This is a genomic window from Janthinobacterium sp. PSPC3-1, from assembly GCF_049896105.1.
Taxonomy (GTDB): Bacteria; Pseudomonadota; Gammaproteobacteria; order Burkholderiales; family Burkholderiaceae_D; genus Janthinobacterium.
Window position 1 is genome coordinate 1 of the sequence record NZ_JAFCTQ010000037.1, and the last position, 17,423, is coordinate 17,423.

At 65.3% G+C, this 17,423-nt stretch carries 13 protein-coding genes; 1 reads left to right on the forward strand and 12 read right to left on the reverse strand.

The annotated features are described in order from the left end of the window. Positions 1-170: 170 nt before the first annotated feature. From ACP7B7_RS26035 to ACP7B7_RS26060, 6 genes are all read right to left on the reverse strand, one after another. Positions 171-1,033, reverse strand: a protein-coding gene (locus tag ACP7B7_RS26035) for an IS5 family transposase (RefSeq protein WP_426078613.1) whose coding sequence is annotated in 2 segments (ribosomal slippage) — positions 171-691 and positions 691-1,033 — 864 coding nt in all. Because the reading frame shifts where the segments join, the coding sequence is not laid out codon by codon here. 62 nt (positions 1,034-1,095) lie between these two features. Continuing rightward, complete coding sequence (locus ACP7B7_RS26040; protein WP_426078614.1) at positions 1,096-1,920, reverse strand: alpha/beta fold hydrolase; 825 nt, start codon at positions 1,918-1,920, stop codon at positions 1,096-1,098. A gap of 25 nt (positions 1,921-1,945) precedes the next feature. After that, entirely contained in the window at positions 1,946-3,010 is a 1,065-nt protein-coding gene (locus ACP7B7_RS26045) for a mandelate racemase/muconate lactonizing enzyme family protein (protein WP_426078615.1), read from the reverse strand. A 15-nt stretch (positions 3,011-3,025) separates the two neighbouring features. Then, positions 3,026-4,087, reverse strand: a complete 1,062-nt coding sequence (locus ACP7B7_RS26050) for a porin (protein ID WP_426078616.1) — start codon at positions 4,085-4,087, stop codon at positions 3,026-3,028. 115 nt (positions 4,088-4,202) lie between these two features. Then, complete coding sequence (locus tag ACP7B7_RS26055) at positions 4,203-4,904, reverse strand: DsbA family protein (protein ID WP_426078633.1); 702 nt, start codon at positions 4,902-4,904, stop codon at positions 4,203-4,205. 2 nt (positions 4,905-4,906) lie between these two features. After that, positions 4,907-5,791: an MBL fold metallo-hydrolase gene (locus ACP7B7_RS26060; RefSeq protein WP_426078617.1), complete on the reverse strand. Its 885-nt coding sequence runs from the start codon at positions 5,789-5,791 to the stop codon at positions 4,907-4,909. 140 nt (positions 5,792-5,931) lie between these two features. On the opposite strand from ACP7B7_RS26060, the gene ACP7B7_RS26065 reads away from it, so the two are divergent. Beyond that, positions 5,932-6,822, forward strand: coding sequence for a LysR family transcriptional regulator (locus tag ACP7B7_RS26065; RefSeq protein ID WP_426078618.1), 891 nt, complete (start codon positions 5,932-5,934; stop codon positions 6,820-6,822). A 6-nt stretch (positions 6,823-6,828) separates the two neighbouring features. Here ACP7B7_RS26065 and ACP7B7_RS26070 read toward each other — a convergent pair whose 3' ends face one another. The 6 genes from ACP7B7_RS26070 to tssA all read right to left on the reverse strand — a co-directional run bounded on the left by ACP7B7_RS26070 (position 6,829) and on the right by tssA (position 17,417). Then, positions 6,829-11,838 (reverse strand): diguanylate cyclase, encoded by a 5,010-nt coding sequence (locus ACP7B7_RS26070; RefSeq protein WP_426078619.1) that lies wholly within the window; start codon positions 11,836-11,838, stop codon positions 6,829-6,831. A gap of 221 nt (positions 11,839-12,059) precedes the next feature. Continuing rightward, entirely contained in the window at positions 12,060-13,193 is a 1,134-nt protein-coding gene (locus tag ACP7B7_RS26075) for a PA0069 family radical SAM protein (RefSeq protein WP_426078634.1), read from the reverse strand. 123 nt (positions 13,194-13,316) lie between these two features. Further along, on the reverse strand, positions 13,317-13,964 hold the full coding sequence (locus tag ACP7B7_RS26080) for a tRNA-uridine aminocarboxypropyltransferase (protein WP_426078620.1): 648 nt from the start codon (positions 13,962-13,964) through the stop codon (positions 13,317-13,319). 56 nt (positions 13,965-14,020) lie between these two features. Continuing rightward, positions 14,021-15,682 carry a methyl-accepting chemotaxis protein gene (locus ACP7B7_RS26085; RefSeq protein WP_426078621.1) on the reverse strand — a complete coding sequence of 554 codons (1,662 nt, stop codon included), beginning with the start codon at positions 15,680-15,682 and terminating at the stop codon, positions 14,021-14,023. A gap of 130 nt (positions 15,683-15,812) precedes the next feature. After that, positions 15,813-16,331: a lipocalin family protein gene (locus ACP7B7_RS26090; protein ID WP_308925358.1), complete on the reverse strand. Its 519-nt coding sequence runs from the start codon at positions 16,329-16,331 to the stop codon at positions 15,813-15,815. A 57-nt stretch (positions 16,332-16,388) separates the two neighbouring features. Further along, positions 16,389-17,417 (reverse strand): type VI secretion system protein TssA, encoded by a 1,029-nt coding sequence (tssA, locus tag ACP7B7_RS26095; RefSeq protein WP_308925357.1) that lies wholly within the window; start codon positions 17,415-17,417, stop codon positions 16,389-16,391. Between the last annotated feature and the right edge of the window lie 6 nt (positions 17,418-17,423).

Sequence of the window (17,423 nt, forward strand, 5' to 3'; positions counted from 1 at the left end):
CAAGAATTTTGACAGCGGTCGATGTTGTTCGCAACACCACCAACCGCATGAGAGGAATAATACAAGGTCGGATTAGCGAGGCGAAGCCTCGCGTAATCCGACAACATGGTTGGCATGGACTGTGGTGTTGTCGGATTACGCGCTGCGCGCTAGGGTCTGTCTGACTGATTTCAAAGGAGCCATAGGATTATTGTTGCAATAGACACGCCTGCCAAATAGTTGTGTCCGCGTTTGTCGTAGCGAGTTGCGACGGCGCGGAAATCTTTCAGGCGATTGATCGCGCGCTCGACGACATTGCGGCCTTTGTAAGCTTGTGCATCAAAGCGCGGCGGCGCCCCACCTCGACGTCCCTTGCGCAGACGGTTCTGTCGCGCATCTTGACGTTCAGGGCAAATGCATCGAATGCCTCTGGCCTGGATCTGTTGCCGATAATGCCGCGCACCATAAGCACGGTCGACGCGCACGCTCGATGGTCTTTTTCGGGGGCGACCACGGCCCGGACGAGGCACATTGATAGCATCGAGTACCTGGCCGACGTGGGCGGCATCGCTACACTGGCCGGCAGTGACAAGAACGGATAGCGGCAAACCGTGTCCATCGACGCATAAATGGATTTTGCTGGTGATGCCCCCGCGTGAACGCCCCAGCCACTCGTCAGTTACGGCCCCCTTTTTTCGGCTGCTGGCAGCGTCTTTCGTACCCCGACGGCACTGCGCTGGGCCTTGATGTGTGTGGCGTCGAGCGCAGCGCCATCCCAGTCCACCAGGCCGGCCTCGTCGGCTGCAGCCTGCATTACCCCGAGAAGTCGCTGCCAAGTGCCATTTCTCGACCAACGAACAAATCGGTCATAGCAGGTCTGCCAAGGACCGTAGCGCGGCGGAATATCACGCCAGGGAGCACCTGTTCGCAAGCGCCATAGGATGCCATTGATCACGTGCCGATGCTCGACATACACGTGACCGTGATGGGGGTTGGAAGGCAGATGGGGCTCAAGTTTGCGCCACTGCTTTTCGGTAAGGTCAGTTCGGCTCATCGCCCTATGACCATCCAACCTCAATTAAGTTCAGTCAGACAGACCCTAATCCGACCTACTTGTTAACGCGCAATACTGGCCGCCCACTCGGCAATTACCTTGGCTACCGCTTCCGGCTGCTCCACCGGCAAGGCATGGCTGGCATGCGGGATTACCACCACCGTCGCCTTTTCCTTCAATACCTCCTTTACCTCCGACGCGCTGGCGCGCGGCCTCCAGGGATCATCTTCGCCCTGCAGGTCGAGCACGGGCGCATGGCTGACCGGCCACCACGTCGCGCGTGCCGGTGTCTTGGCGGCCTTGCGGTACAGCGCCGCCAGTTCCGGCTGCCAGCCTTCCAGCCACGGACGCGGATCGTTGCCGGTGGCGAAAAAGGCACGGCGCAGGGCATCGAGGCGCAATGCTTCGGGCTGGGCACTGTCGGCGGCGACGTCCAGCGCCTTGGGCAAGGTGGCGTCGGCATTGGCGCTGGCCGAGGCCAGCATCACCACGCCGCGCACCAGTTGCGGATGGTCGAGGTCCGCCACGCGCGCCACATAATGGCCGTAGGCGTGGCCGGCCACGATGGCACGGCCGGCGCCGAGCTGGCGGATGGTGGCGGCGACGTCCTGCGCCAGCACGTGCAAGGTGAGGTCTTTCATCTCGCCCCGGCTGGCGCCAAAGCCGCGCGGCTGCGGACGCAGCACGCGCATGCCGCGTGCCGCCAGCTGTTCGGCCACCGCGTCGAGATCATCGCTGCCGCGCTGCGACGAGGGCAGCAACACAATGGCGTCGCCCTCGCCGTCTGCCTTGCCGTCCACGATCACGTCGATCCGCGTTTGACCGTCCTGCAGCAGCACGCGGCTGCGCTCCGCCTGGGCTGCTGAAGCAGCACCGATGGTCAGCATGATCATCCCTTTTATCAGCATGTTTCTAGACATAGTCCACCCCACAGCCTGCGCCCGATGGCAAGCGCATTTGGCCGTCGATGACAGGCAGTGGCGTAAACGGATCGTCGTGCAAGTGCAGGTGCTCGGCCAGCTCGCAGCCATACGGCAGGCTGGCGATGCAGGACGCCGCCTGCAGCGCCACCGACTGCAGCAGCGCCGGGCCGAAAGTGGCACCGACGCGACAGGCGACATTGCCCGTTTCGCAGATCTGCACGGCGGCCAGGAAGTTGCGCAGGCCACCGAGTTTGGTCACCTTCAGATTGATCACGTCGACCATGCGCCCGCTGACCAGCGCCAGCACGTCGGCCACTGTCACCGCGCTTTCATCGGCCTCGATCGCCACCGGCAAGGTATCGGTCAACAGCTTCATGCCGGCCCGGTCGGATGCGGGAAGCGGCTGCTCGATCAGCGCGATATCGTGCGTTTCCATTTTTGCAAACGCCGCCATCATCTGCTTGACGCCATACGACTGGTTCGGATCCAGGGTCAGGATCACGCCGGCGCCAACGGCGGCGCGCACTTCGGCCACGCGCGCCACGTCGAGCGCGCTGTCGCCACTGAGCTTGAGTTTCAGCTGGCGATAGCCCTGCCCGGCCAGCCTTGCCGCGTTGGCTGCCATCTCCAGCGGCGGCTTGATGGCCAGGATGCGCGCCTGGGTGACGCTGGTGCGCACGGCGCCGCCCAGCAGCACATGCAGCGGCACGTTCAGACGGCGCGCCAGCAGGTCGTGCAGCGCCATGTCGACCGCCGCCTTGGCGGAATTGCAGAACGCCAGGCGCGCGTCGATATCCAGCATGATCTGGCGCAGCGCGGCCGGATCGCGTTTGACCAACTGCGGCAGCATGAACTCCAGCGCTGCGCGCACGGTGTCGCCGGAGCCGGTAATGGCGGGGATGGCGTGGGCATAACCGAGGCCCCGCACGCCATTGTCATCCTCCAGCACCAGCACCCAGCCATCGAGCCGGGGCACGGTGGCGCGGGCGAATTTCCAGGTGGGGTCGGCCAAAGGCTGCACGCAGGGGCGCAGGGTGGCGGAAACAATTGTCATGGTAGCTCCCTTGACTCAGAACAGGTGGCGCATGCCAAGGTTGAAGGCGCGGTTGCCGGAGCCCGTGTCGATGGCCGAATTGACGGTGTAGGAAGCGCCGTTTTCGTTGCTGATCTTGCCGTAGGCGGCATACAGGTCGGTGCGTTTCGACAGCAGGTAAGTGTAGCCGATCGCGTACTGCGAGGCGTCCTGGTTGAAGGCCGTGCGGTCATCCTTGTGGATATACGAGGCGATCACGCGGCCCGGCCCGGCAGGAACCGTGACGCCGACCAGCAGGTCGCGGCTGTCGGTGCTGGGCCGCGCCGCCACCGCCAGGCCATAGGCGTTCGGGTTCGACAGCTGCGAGCTGTTCAGGCCCTTGTTGACACCATACGCAAAAAAGCCCTTGACGACTTTCCAGTCGTAATTCATGGCCAGCAGGGTATTGCGCGCCGCGCTCTGGTTTTTCAAGGTCGCCGTATCGTTGTCGCGATGGTGGTAGCCGACGCGCATGTTGAAGGCGCCCGCGCTGTAGGCCAGGGCCGCGCCGGCCACGCTGGAGGCGGAATTGCTGCCCGCCACTTCGCCGGCGCCATACACCACTTCGCCGCTCAGGCCATTGAATTTGGGCGACACGTATTTGACGGCATTGTTCATGCGCGCGCCGGAATTGGCAAACACGCTGGAAAACACGCCGGCCAGGCCCGCCACGAAGGGATCGCCGACGGTGGTCATGGTGGTGTAGTTCGGTGCGTACTGGCGGCCCAAAGTGAGCGTGCCCCAGTTGCCGGCCAGGCCGACATACGCCTGGCGGCCGAACAGCAGGCCGCCCTGGCCCAGCGCGCCGGTATCGGCCTGGAAGCCCGATTCGAGCAGGAAGATGGCCGAGTTACCGCCACCAAGGTCTTCGGTGCCGCGAAAGCCGATGCGCGAACCGTTTTCCACGCCGCTGGTCAGCTTGGTGACGGAACCGGCCGCGCCGCCCGATTCGCGCACCACGCCCATGTCGACCATGCCGTACATGGTGACCGACGATTGCGCGGCGGCCATGCTCGAGCAGGCCGACAGGATGGCCAGGGCCAGGATATGTTGTTTCATCTACGTCTCCATTGTTATAAAGGTCAATTATCTGACCTATTGATTTAATGGGACTTTAGACGGCATGCATGGCACTGTCAAGCGATATCGGGGGAACGGAAAACAACAACGGTTGCTACACGGCGCAGCCCGCCGGGGCGCAAGCTGCGCCGCCGCCCATCTGGCCGGGCGCCGTTTGCGCAGGCAGCTGCCGGCGCAGATAATCGGCCCACTCTGCGTGGCGGCCCAGCCAGTTGCCCAGGTCGAGACGCATCATGCGGCCATCGCCGTGGTCGAGCGCCAAAGTGGGAAAGCCCTGCCCGCCCAGGCGTGCCAGCAAGGCCCGGCTGTGCGCGACATGCTGTTCGGTGGCGGCGCCGGCCAGCCGTGCGGACGCCGTGGCGAACAGGCCGGCGTCGAGGCCCAGCTGCTGCGCCAGTCGTGCCAGCACGCCGGCATCGGGGACGCGCTGGCCCAGCACATAATGGGCGTGCTGGATCCGGTGCAGCATTGCCAGGCCCAGGCCGGCGATCTCCTGCGCGGCCAGGATGGCGGTGGTCGGCGGGGTCGAATCGAACACGGCGCCGGTGTCGCGCAGCAAGCCGTCGAAGTACGCCTGCCCGAACGGCTGGCCGCTCGCCTGTGCGATGCGCCGGTCATGCGCCATCACATGGCGGCGCAGATGGTCGTTTACGCTTTGGCGGTTGGCGCCGCTCATCATGCCGCCACCGTGCAGCGCGATGGCCAGGCCTTCAATCGCCTGCGCGGCGTGCAGCAAGGGCGCGGCGCCGTAGCACCAGCCGCACAGCGGATCGTAAACGTAATGCAGCACCGGCAGGCTTACTGTGGCCATGTCATTTCCCCCTTGATGACTTTCGCGCCCAGTTCCAGCGAAGCGCTCTCGCCGGCCTGCGGGAACCTGGCTTGCATGGCCTTGACCAGCGCGGCCGAATCCTTCGCTTCAAGAGCCGCCGTTTCGAACGCCTGCAGGTAGTTGCGCGTGTAGTCCAGCGCGGCCTGGCCCTTGGGCGCCGCGCCGAGGTAGTGGCCGGGCACGATGGCTTGCGGCTTCAATGCCGCGATCTGGTCCAGGGTGGCCAGCCAGTTGGCGCGCGACTGCGGTGTTTGCGTGTCGGCCACCCAGACGTGGATGCCATTGCTGATGACGACGCCGCCGGCGACGGTTTTCAGCGAGGGGATCCACAGATAGCTGCGCTCGGGGCTGGCGCCTTTCAGCCCCTTGATCTCGATGCGCTTGCCTTCCAGCGTGAGGTGGTCCGCATGCAGCACTTGCGGCAGCACCAGCGCGCGTGGCGCATTGTCTTTCATGATCGGCGCCCAATAGGCCAGCTTGGCGTCCATATTGGACTTGATGGCGGCCACCGTCTGCGGCCTGGCGACAATTTTCGCAGCCGGAAAAGCGGCGTGGATGACGTCCAGGCCGAAGTAGTAATCGGGGTCGCTGTGGCTGACATACACGGTGCGCAAGGTCTTGCCGCTGTCCTGGATCTGCTTGACCAGCGCCAGCGCATCGTTGCGCTGGAACTGGGCGTCGACCAGGATCGCCTCGCGTTCGCCGCTGACGATCACCGCGCTGACAGGGAAGATCGCCTGCTCGCCCGGATTGTAGACTTGCAGCCGCAGTGGCGTGGCGGCGTGCGCGGCCGGCAGCAAGGTGGACAGGCCAACGGCGAACAGGGTAGCGATCAGGTGGCGGCGGTGCATGGTGGTTTCCTTTGAACAGTTCAGGCCCGGAGGGCGGGCGACAACAGCATGGTAGCCGCCTCGGCCTGTTCGATAAATCGCTTAGAATGCAATGGATTGTTGCGTGAATCGCGCAAGTCATAACTGAAAGGACGTGCCCGATGGACCGCATCGTCGCCGCGAAAGTGTTCGTCACCATCGCCGAATGCGGCAGCCTGAGCGGCGCCGCCGAACTGCTCGACATGTCGCGCGCCATGGTCACCCGCTACCTGGCGGAAATGGAAAGCTGGGCCGGCGCGCGCCTGTTTCACCGCACCACACGCCGCATCAACCTGACGGCCGCCGGCGACATCACCTTGCTGCGCTGCCAGGAACTGCTGTCGCTGGCCGACAAGATGCCCGGCGTGGGCGACACCGGCGATGACGAGCCGACCGGCATCCTGCGCATCGCCTGTTCGCAGTCGCTGGCGCAGGCCACCCTGGCGGCGGCGATCGCCGCCTACCTGAAACGCCACCGGCAGGCGGCGGTCGACCTGCGCATCGACAACCGCGCCGTCAACCTGGTCGAGGAAAGAATCGACCTGGCGATCCGCATCACCAACCAGCTCGATCCCGGCGTGATCGCGCGCCCGCTGGGCATCTGCCACTCGGTGGTGTGCGCCTCGCCCGCCTACCTGCGCGAGCACGGCACGCCACGGCAGGCCGCGGACCTGGCCACCCACGACTGCCTCACCTATACCTATTTCGGCAAAAGCCTGTGGCATTTCGAGCATGCGGGCGCCACCGTCAGCGTGCCCGTCAGCGGCAGCCTGAGCGCGAATGAATCGGTGGTGCTGCTGCAGGCGGCGGTCGAAGGCGCCGGCATTTCGCTGCAGCCCGTGTTTTCCGCCGCGCCGCTGCTCGCCAGCGGGCAACTGGTGGCCTTGCTGCCCGGCTACCAGCCCCACTCGATGGGCATCCACGCGATCTATATGTCGCGCGCCCACCCGAGGGCGATCAGCCGCACCATGCTCGCCTTCCTGGGCGAGTGGTTTGTGGCGCACGAGACCTGATGAAGCTCAGGTGGGCGACAGTTCCCGCACCACCACGCAGTTGCGCCCGGCGTCCTTGGCGCCATACAGAGCGGCATCGGCCAGGCGCAACAGCGCGTCGGGATCAAGGGCGCACGGCGCCGGCTGGACCGCGATGCCCACGCTGATCGTCACCTGTCCCGCATCCGCACCGGCGTGGACGATGCCGAGCGTCTCGATGGCGCTGCGCAGCGCTTCGCCGATATGCCACGCCTCTTGCGCGTCCGTGTCGGGCAGCACGATCGAAAACTCTTCGCCGCCGTAGCGCGCCGTCAGGTCGCTGGTGCGCCGCATGCGGCCGGCAAGCGCCTGCGCCACGCGGATCAGGCATGCGTCACCGGCCTGATGCCCGTAGCGGTCGTTGTAGCGCTTGAAATAATCGACATCGAGCATGATGACCGACAGCGGCTGGCCGGTGCGCATCGAGCGCGCATGTTCGCTGCGCAGCACGTCGTCGAAATGGCGCCGGTTCGCCAGGCCGGTCAGGCCATCGGTGATCGACAAGGTCGCCAGCTTGCGGTTGGCGTCCTCCAGCTGTTCGGTACGTTCGGCAACGCGCCGTTCCAGGCTGTCATGCAGCCTGGCGCTGGCGATCGAGATCATCGCCTGGGCGCCCAGCATGCGCAAAAAGGTGACGCGTTCATGCGTGAAAGAGGCATCGGTCAGCCGGTTCTCGAAGTACAGGATGCCGTCGATCTGGCCGCCGTGCCGGATCGGCAGGCACATCACGGCGCGCGCATGCTGCCGCACGTAAGGGTCGGCGGCAAAGCGCGACATGCCCGTAACGCCGTCTTCGATCACTTCGATGCCAGTGCGGATGACGTAGCGCAGCAGCGACAGCGGGAACTGCGGGTCGCCGGCCGCATCGAGGTCGAGCTGGCGCGATTGCAGCACGGTGATGGCATCGCCGTCAATCTCGGCCTCGACATGGTAGGCGCCATCGGACAGCAGCAGCAGGCGCGCCACCTGTGCGCCGGCGTTTTCGCAGACGATGGCAATCAGGCGTGTCAGCACGTTGCGCAGGCCGACTTCGTTCGACAGGATGGTGGCCGCTTTCAGCAGCGACACCATGTCGAGCGCGGAGCCGCCCTGCATGCGCGCACCGGCCTGCGCCTGCCCTTGCGCATGGCGGGCCTGCGCCCTCGACAGCGGCGCGGCGTGGCGCGCGCGCAGTTGCGCCACCTTGCCCTCGGCACCCCACTGGCCGTAATGGGCGATGGCGTCCATCATGAAGACGGCGGCCACGCGCGGCTGCTCCTGCTCCAGCCAGCATTCGCCGCAAAGCTCGTTGGCCAGCGCTTGCATGTTCACATGACCGGCCAGGCCGGCGGCGTCGATCGCCTGCTGGTAGCGGCGCGTGGCAAGCTGCAGTTCGTTGCGGTAGCGCGCCATCTCGGCCTGCACCAGCAGATGCCTGGCGATGCTGGTGTCCGAGCCCTGCCCGGCCCACGCGGCAAGACTGTGCAGCAGCGTGTCGATCAGCGCCAGCAGGTCGGCCGCATCAACGCGTGCGGGATCGCGCCGCAGGGCACGCAGCCAGATCAGCGCGGCATAGAAACTGGACTCGACCACCTTGGCCTGGCCGCGCATGATGCCGGTGACGCTGCCCAGTTGCGCGGCCAGCGGCTCGGCATCGCCACTGTCGAACAGGTAGGCGTTGCGTATCTTCCCTTGCAAAAAATAGGCACGGTACAGTTTCGAGTCGCCATATTGTTCCAGGAAACCGGCCTCGCTGAAGCCCGCATCGTCGTAGCTGTCGTGGCGCGGTGACAGCCCCATCAGGCACCTGATCGGTGCAACGGCGCCGGCGACGCAGCAATCGGCCATCGCCTGCTGGCCGTTGGCGCGCATCAGGGCCATGTCCTGCTCGATATCGAGCATCAGGTGCGGCAAGTGGTCGCCCAGGATCAGCCGCTCGGTGGCGCGCACGGACGCCACCACCCCGACCTGGACGAAGTCGCCGATTTCCAGCGCCCAGCCCAGGGCTTCTTCGTACAGGGCATCGGAACTGCGCAGCGGCTGCGTCCAGTGGCTGGACAGCGCGGCGAACATCAGGCCCGTCTGGGTACGCGCCTGCAGATTGGCGCGGCGCCTGGCCAGCGACAAGGCCATGGCGCCGAAATCATGGCCGCGCGCCGCATCGCCCTCGTACAGCGCAATCATCATGGCGTAGCCGACATAGGCGACGGCGCTGAAATCGCTGCTGCCACGCTGCATCGACAGCCGTGTCATCGACACCACCATCAGCGCACTGAGATCCTGTTGACCGGCGTAATAGCTGGCCATCCACAGGCCATGCATCATCTGCATCGCGGCCACGTCGGCCGGATCCAGCATGTCGCCGGCCGCCAGCAAGGTGTGCGGCGCACAGGCGCCAGGCAGTTGCCCGATCTCGACGCGAATCGCGTCGAAGCGCGCCTTCATCTGCGCCACATCGTGCGCAATGTCCATGCCCAGCAGCGCCAGCGCCTCGCGCTGCACGGCGATGGCTTCCAGCAGGCGGCCCTGCAATTGATACTGGTGCGCCTGGATCGCGATGCGGCGCACCTGCAATAGCGGCGCCAGGGTGCGGGCGCGCACCAGCTCATGGATCGCTTCGGCGGCATCGAACTGGCCACACAGATAGCTCGCTTCCGCCGCGCCCAGCTGCAGGTCGAGCCACAGAACGTCGTCACCGTGCCAGGCCTCGCCTGGCAGCAGCGCCAGACCGATGCGCATGTGTTCCAGCGTGGCCTGGAAGGCGGCCGAACGCCGGGCTTTCTCGCCCGCGCGCAGGTTCAGCGCCGCCAGTCGCACTCTTTCGCCGGCGTCGTCGATCAGCGCACGGCCGGCGTTGAGCTGCTCGACGATTTCAAACAGCTGGCCGTCCTGCTGTTGCTCGCCGGCCTGCGCCAGCAGCAAGCGGCCGAGCAGCAGATGGTTGGCCGCGCGCCCATCCGCATCCGCCGCCAGATAGGCCGCCTGCTGCACCCGGTCATGCAGGAACTGGTAGCGGCCGCCATCATCGCCAGCGAGCGGCTGGACCAGGCCGGCAACGAGCGCCGGCGCCATATCCTGCTGCGCGTGCAAGGACGTGCGCCGCATGGCCAGCGCCAGCGTGTCCAGGGTGAAGCGGTTGCCGCTCGACGCCGCCAGCTGCAGCAGCTGCTGCGTCGCTGCGGGCAGGCGGCGGATTTTCGCCAGCAGCGCCTCGACCACGTTGTCGGTATACCTGGCCTGCTCGATCGCCGCCAGGTCCCAGTCCCAGCAATCTTCCGCCGCCCGGTAGCGCAGATGACCGTCATCATGGAGCGCACCGAGGAACTGCTTGAGAAAAAAGGGATTGCCGGCGGTCTTGCGGTAGCAAATGCGGGTCAGCGCGGCGCAGCCGGGCACCGCCACGCGCACGGTGGCCGAGACCATCTGCGCTACCTGCGGCTCGGTCAAGGCGCGCAGCGCCAGCGTTGTCACGCGTGCGCCGCGGCCCAGCAGCTTGTTGCGCAGCGCACTGAGGGGATGAGCGGCGCCCACTTCGTTGTTGCGGTAGGCGCCGATGATCAGCATGCGGCTCTTGTCGCGGGACACCATCAGCAGTTCGAGCATCCTCAAGGTGGCCGCATCGGCCCATTGCAGGTCGTCGAGAAACAGCACCAGCGGCTGCCCCGCGGAGGCGAACACGTCGACGAAGCGGGGAAACAGGCGGTCCAGGCGCAACTGGACCTGAGACGGCGTGGCGGCCGGCACCGCGTCGACGGGGCCGACGATCAAGGCCAACTGGGGCATCAGTTCGACCATCGCGCCCAGGCCGCTGCCCAGGGCCTCGTGCAGTTTGCCGGCCCACTGGCGCAGCGTTTCCGCAGACTGCCCCAGCAGCTGGTGCACCAGCGCCTGGAAGGCCTGGACCAGGGCGGCATACGGCACGTCGCGTTGCAGCAGGTCCAGTTTGCCGGACAAAAAATAGCCGCTCCTGGCGCTGATGGACTGCTGCACTTCCTGCACCAGCGCCGACTTGCCGATGCCTGACTCGCCAGCCACCAGCAGCATCTCGCACGCGCCGCCGGCGCTGCGTTCCAGCGCCGCCAGCAAGCTGGCGACGGCGTCGTCGCGTCCGTGCAAGGTTGATGGCACACGGAAGCGGGCATCATGAAACGACAGCTGGCGTGGCTGGCCCGGCAGCGGCGCGCGGCATGCGGCAAGGTCGCTGCGCAAGCCTTGCAGGCTCTGGTAGCGCTGCTCGGGATTTTTCTCCAGCAGGCGCTGGAGGATGGGCAGCAACTGGCCGGGCAGGCTGGCCAGCGCCGGATGCGACCAGTCCGGACTGCGCGCAAGATGGCAATGCACCAGCTCCATCTCGTCGCTGGCATCGAACGGCACCTGGCCGGCCAGCAGTTCGTAAAAAGTGATGCCGAGCGCGTAGAAATCGGCGCGCTGATCGACCCGCCGGTTCATGCGCCCGGTCTGTTCCGGCGCCATGTAGCGCAGCGTGCCTTCCAGATGCCGCGTAGTAGCGGCGCCCTGCTGCTCGGACGCCAGCTCGCAGGCCACGCCGAAATCAATCAGCTGCAGCACGCGCGTATCGCCATTCCAGACCAGGTTGGCCGGATTGATGTCCTTGTGCATCATGCCCTGCCGATGAACCGCCTCGACCGCCGCGCACAATTGCAGCGCGATGTCGAAGAAATCGACCAGCGCCAGCGCGCTCTGCGACGGCGCCTGGCGTGCCGCCAGCTGCGCGCGCAGCACCTGGTCAAGCGCCTGGCCGCCCGTGTCTTCCTGGATCATGGTCCAGCGGCCGCCATGCTGCTGCAGCGCCAGCGGCTGCACGACGCCCGGATGGCGGCACAGGCGCGCGCTGGCATACTCGCGCTTGAAGTTCGCCACTTGCTGAAACGATGGAAACTGCTGATTCGGCACCTTGACGATCAGCGCCGTGCCGTCGGCTGCCTTGGCGCGCCAGACCAGCGAGCGCGGCCCGCTATGGAGCTGTTCGATGATCTCGTGGTCGAAAAGGGAGCTCATGGGCTGGGCTTGCGGTGCGGGGACAATGGCGTGAGCACCGGGGGCGCGAAGTTCGTCTATAACTTGATTAAAAGTATTATATCAGCAGGAAGTATTGGTGGTAATCAATCGCCACGCCCCTGTGCGGGGTGCCGCTGGCGCGCCTGTCGGCCAGCAGGAAGGGGAGAAACGACAGCTTGCGGCAATGCATGCAAGGGCCAGGCCGCACTCAAAACACGCATTCAAAACAAATCCAGCTGCCCCGCATTGCCACCTTTTGCCTTGAGCCCCATCGGCGGCACCACCAGCGGACGGCGGAATTGGGTGCTGTCGAGCTGCTTGAAGCGGCCGCCCTTGCCGTGCAGGCCCAGGCGATGCACGGCTTTTTCGAAGCGCTGGCGTATCAGGTCGGCCCACACGCCTTCGCCATGCATGCGCGCGCCGAAGCTGCTGTCGTAGTCCTTGCCGCCGCGCATTTCGCGCACGCGGTTCATCACGCGCTGGGCGCGTTCGGGGAAATGCGCTTCCAGCCATTGCTGGAACAGCGGATTGACTTCCCACGGCAGGCGCAGCACCACGTAGTGAGCGTTGATGGCGCCGGCATCGCGCACCGCTTCCAGCAATTGTTCGATTTCCGGTTCGGTCACGAACGGGATGATGGGGGCGATGCTGACGCCGACGGGAATACCAGCGTCGGTCAGGGTGCGGATGGTGCGCAGGCGCCGCGCCGGGGCGGCCGCGCGCGGCTCCAGCGTGCGCGAAATGGCCGGGTCCAGCGTAGTGAGCGTGATCGCCACCGACGCCAGTCGCCTGGCCGCCATCGGCGCCAGCAGATCGATATCGCGCTCGATCAGGGACGACTTGGTGATCAGACCCACCGGATGGTCGCATTCGTGCAGCACTTCCAGCACGCGCCGCGTCAGTTGCCGTTCGCGCTCGCAGGGCTGGTAGGCGTCGGTATTGACGCCCAGCGCGATCGGTTCGGCGACATACGACGGCTTGGCCAGTTCGCGCCGCAACAGTTCGGGCGCGTTGACCTTGGCGAAGATGCGGCTTTCGAAATCGAGTCCTGGCGACAGGCCCAGGTAGCTGTGCGTGGGGCGCGCGAAGCAGTAGATGCAGCCGTGCTCGCAACCGCGATACGGGTTGAGCGAAACACTGAACGGCAGGTCGGGCGAGGTGTTGCGCGACAGGATGGTGCGCGCCTGCTCGTCGCTGACCTGGGTTTTCCAGGGGCTGGCGGCCTCCTCGCCTTCTTCAACGGGCGCACTCCAGCCATCATCGAAGCCCTCGCGCCCGTGCACTTCGTAGCGGCCCTGCAGGTTGGAAACGGCGCCGCGCCCCTTGCGCGCCTTGAGCGATTGCGGCGGCAGCATGACCTGGCCGGCAAAATTGTCGTCATGCTCCGGGAAGATTGCTTTCATGAACGGCCCCATCAACTGTATATACGTACAGTATACTATGCCGCTATCAAGGCAAGATCAAGAGTGGTCACTCGCTTATTTCACGCTTTTTGCATCAAATGCCGTGATATAGCTCAACTGTTGAGCGACAAAGCCGTCAAATGCGGTGATCAGGGGCGCAAAACGGGCGGCCTCATCTTCGAGCTGCATCAGCGCATAGCAAGTCGCTTCCAGGGTCGACAACTGGTCCGGCGCATGCGCCTTGCGGATCAGGTAGTGGGATGGCGGCGTGTCGCGCAGCGGCAAACGTGGCAGGCGCTGCAGGGCGGGATTGAGGTACAGCATCTTGCGGCTCTTGCGCCAGGTGGCGTCCAGCACCACCAGCCGCAAGCCGGCCGGGTCGAGCAGCAGCGAGGCATCGAGCGGCGGCGGTGGCGCGATGCCCAGCGAGCGGTCGCCGGGCGTATCGGGATACAGCAGGACGTTATGCTTGCCGGCCAGCAGCGCGTCCAGTTCCCCGGCAGCAAACGATTCGCCAGCGACCAGGCGGCTGTTGGGCAGGCTCAGGTGCAGCAGGCGCGCGCTGCCCTTGGCGTTGTGCACTTCCAGCGGATGCTGCAGCAGCAATATCTCGACCTGGTGCGGCAGCGGCCGCACCCACTGGCAGATGCAGCCGGATTGCGCGCGCAAACAGGTGACGCAGCGTTCGCGCCGGGAAGAAACGGGATCAGTCAGGGAAGTCATGGTGGGGCGGTCTATGCATCAGGACCGCGATTGTAGCGCCCCACCCTTGCTGATGCTTAAAACTCTTCCCAGTCGCCGGCAGTGGCCGCCACTGCCTTGCGTGGCTTGCCAGGGGCCGCGACGGCAAGCGGACGGCGTGTCGTCACGGCTGCGGCGGCCACCGCGCGCGTCACCTGCCTGGCGTCCAGCTTGAACAGGCCCACCACGTCGGTCAGGCGCGACGCCTGTTCCTGCATCGATTCGGCGGCGGCCGCCGCTTCTTCCACCAGCGCCGCGTTTTGCTGGGTCACCTGGTCCATCTGGCCGATGGCCTGGTTGACCTGTTCGATGCCGGCGCGCTGCTCTTCGCTGGCGTCGGTGATCTGGTTCATGATCTGCGTCACATGGCTGATGCTCTGCACGATCTCATCCATGGTGCGGCCCGCCTTGTCCACCAGTTGTGAGCCGGCCTCGACTTTTTGCACGGAGTCGTCGATCAACCCCTTGATTTCCCTGGCGGCCTGGCTGGAACGCTGGGCCAGGTTGCGCACCTCGCTGGCCACCACGGCAAAGCCACGGCCCTGCTCGCCCGCGCGCGCCGCCTCGACCGCCGCATTCAGGGCCAGGATATTGGTCTGGAAAGCGATCGCATCGATCACGCTGATGATGTCGACGATCTTGCGCGAGGAATCGTTGATCGAGCCCATGGTGCTGACCACTTCCGACACCACGGCGCCGCCGCGGCTGGCGATCTGCGAGGCGTCGATCGCCAGTTGATTCGCGCTGCGCGCGTTGTCGGCATTGAGTTTCACGGTCGAGGTCAGTTCCTCCATCGACGAGGCGGTTTCTTCGAGCGAGCTGGCCTGCTGTTCGGTGCGTGACGACAGATCGAGGTTGCCGGCCGCAATTTCGCTCGACGCGGTGCCGATGGAATCGGTGCTGGCGCGCACCTGGCCGACGATGCTGACCAGCTTGTCGTTCATGTCTTTCAGCGCGTGCATCAATTGCCCGGTTTCGTCCGTGCTGTCGACCACGATATCGCTGGTCAGGTCGCCCGTCGACACGGCTTGCGCCACTTCCACGGCGCGCGTGATGGGCCGCGTGATCGAGCGCGTGATCCAGTAGGCGCAGGCGATGCCCAGCAGGATGGCCGCCACGCCCAGCGAGGCCAGCAGCAAGCGGCCGTTTTCGTAGCCGGCGCGGATCTCGCCGGCCGTCACGTCGAGCAGCTGCGCTTCCAGCTTGGCCAGTTTATCCAGCGAAGCCAGGTAAATATCGCGCTTGGCGGCCATCTCGCCTTCATACAAACGCTTGCCCAGTTCCAGGTCGCCCGCATTCTTGGCCTTGAACACATTCTTGCGCACTTCCGTGTAGGCCTTGCGGGTGGCGAGCACGTCCTGGTACAGCGATTGTTCCTGGGCGTTCAGCTGGCTCTTGCCGATCGCGTCCTGGATTTCCGTGGCGCGTGCGGACGAGGCCGCCATTTCCTTTTCGAATTGCTTCTGGTGTTCGGGGTCGCTGACCTTCCAGGCCGCCGCCGTGCGCGCCGCGTTGACTTCGATGACCTTGGCCCATTCACCGATCAGGCGCTCGTTGCGCACCTTGACATTGACCAGTTCATCGGTCTGTTTGCTGGCATGTTGCATCTGCACGATGCCGACCACGGTGAGGGTGGTAAGCAACGCCAGTACCGCGGCAAAACCTCCACCGAGACGTACGCCGATCTTGAGGTTTTTCATGATGCAGTCCCCTATCTGAAAAAGTCGACGCGTAGTCCGCAGGCGCGGCGCGTTCTGATGCTGATTGTGAGCGTATCAGATGGGTATTGCAAGGACGAAGATTCAAAAAAGCAACAACGTCAAACGTGGCTCAGTTCTGCTTCACGATAATCAGCTTCGTGGTATCAAAACCGAGCGTTTGCGCTTTATCAATCAGGCGCTTCTGCAAGGCCGCATCCATGGTGGGCGTGCGCGACAGCAGCCAGAAATACGATTTGTCGGGACCGCTGATCATCGAATAGCTGTAGTCCTGCTGGTCCAGGTCGAAGACGATGTAGGAGCCATAGAAGGGGCCGAAAAACGACACTTTCAGAAAGCCTTCGTCCTTCTTGTCGACAAAATATGCCTTGCCTTCGGATTCTTTCCAGATGGCGTCCGCCTCCTTGTAGCCGCGATTGACCACTTTCAGGCCGCCGTCCTGGCGCAGGCTGTAATCGGCCGTCACATGGCTCAGGCCCCGTTCGAAGGAATGGTCGAGGCGGGCGATTTCATACCATTTGCCCAGGTATTTGGTGGTATTGAAATTGCTTACCGGAACAATATTGTCGGGACGGCCGACGCAGCCGGCCAGCAATGCGGTGAACAGCAGCGGCAACAGCAGTTTTTTCATGGTGTACTCCGGACAGATGGGTGAGGCCGATTGTAGCGTGCCACGGCGGCAGCGCGCTTATCCTGCCGTGCCATCGCTGCCCAGCATCTCGTCGAGCTGTGCCAGGGTACCCTGATCCTTGACGACGGCGCGCAGCCACAGGTGCAGCGGCATCTCGCCCCAGCTGGCCGCCTTGTCGGCCAGGTAGGCCACCGGGCTATGCGGCTCGGTGCGGCGGAAAAAATCGGCCACCTGGCGCAGCTGGGCCAGCGCCTGCTGGCGCTGCACGATGGCGCCGACATTGCCGACGCCATGCGCCGCCGGCGCACCGGGCAGCGCCGCCACCAGTTCGGCGCCCAGCGGCATGGGCGCGATGAAATGGATGGCGTTTTCCAGCGCCTCGCGGGCGGCGCGAAAGCTCGGGCCATCGATGCCGAAACGCGCGTCGACGCAACGTTCCAGCGCCAGCAGCGACTGCATGCAGTACTGCGCGTCGGCCAGCAGGGCGTCGCTGAACTGGCGTGCGTTTTTCTGCCGCGCCGCTTCCATCTGCGCCAGCGTCGCGCCCTCTTCCTGGCGCACATCGCCCCAGCCCTGGTCCGGCGTTTGCGCACTGGCCGCCGCGCGCTGGCGCGCCGCATCGAAGTCCTGCAAGGAGAACCGGCCGTCGGCGCCATCGGTCAGCGGCACCTCGCGCACCAGTTGCGGCGTGCGCGTCAACAGCCAGAACAGGTTGCCGATGCGCTGTTCCGGGTCGCCGCCCTCGATCGGCGGATACAGGCCATCCCAATAGCGCTCGCACAGGCCCGCCAACAGCGCAAAGCCGTCGCCCAGGCCGCGAAAATGGCGCGTCTTGGCGTGCGCCTCGGCCAGCCAGACGGCCACCCGCAAGTCCTTGCTGTGCGAGGCGATCAACTGCTCGCAGCGGGTGGCGACGAAGGGCCAGTCGGCTTCCTTCAATGCCACCACCCACTCGCCCTGGTCCAGGCTGGGGTCGTCGTGCTGGCGCGCGCGGGCAATCGCGTCGAGTTCCTGGCTGAAGGTGAGGTCCTCGCCGCAGGGCTTGATCGGGCTGACCGGCTGCAGCAGTTGGTCCAGGTTGAACATGGTGCG

Excerpts from the sequence above, each read along its gene's own strand:
- ACP7B7_RS26040 (WP_426078614.1), bottom strand. The coding sequence starts at position 1,920 with ATGCTGACCATCGGTGCTGCTTCAGCAGCCCAGGCGGAGCGCAGCCGC.
- ACP7B7_RS26045 (WP_426078615.1), bottom strand. The coding sequence starts at position 3,010 with ATGACAATTGTTTCCGCCACCCTGCGCCCCTGCGTGCAGCCTTTGGCC.
- ACP7B7_RS26050 (WP_426078616.1), bottom strand. The coding sequence starts at position 4,087 with ATGAAACAACATATCCTGGCCCTGGCCATCCTGTCGGCCTGCTCGAGC.
- ACP7B7_RS26060 (WP_426078617.1), bottom strand. The coding sequence starts at position 5,791 with ATGCACCGCCGCCACCTGATCGCTACCCTGTTCGCCGTTGGCCTGTCC.
- ACP7B7_RS26065 (WP_426078618.1), top strand. The coding sequence starts at position 5,932 with ATGGACCGCATCGTCGCCGCGAAAGTGTTCGTCACCATCGCCGAATGC.
- ACP7B7_RS26070 (WP_426078619.1), bottom strand. The coding sequence starts at position 11,838 with ATGAGCTCCCTTTTCGACCACGAGATCATCGAACAGCTCCATAGCGGG.
- ACP7B7_RS26075 (WP_426078634.1), bottom strand. The coding sequence starts at position 13,193 with ATGCTGCCGCCGCAATCGCTCAAGGCGCGCAAGGGGCGCGGCGCCGTT.
- ACP7B7_RS26080 (WP_426078620.1), bottom strand. The coding sequence starts at position 13,964 with ATGACTTCCCTGACTGATCCCGTTTCTTCCCGGCGCGAACGCTGCGTC.
- ACP7B7_RS26085 (WP_426078621.1), bottom strand. The coding sequence starts at position 15,682 with ATGAAAAACCTCAAGATCGGCGTACGTCTCGGTGGAGGTTTTGCCGCG.
- ACP7B7_RS26090 (WP_308925358.1), bottom strand. The coding sequence starts at position 16,331 with ATGAAAAAACTGCTGTTGCCGCTGCTGTTCACCGCATTGCTGGCCGGC.
- tssA (WP_308925357.1), bottom strand. The coding sequence starts at position 17,417 with ATGTTCAACCTGGACCAACTGCTGCAGCCGGTCAGCCCGATCAAGCCC.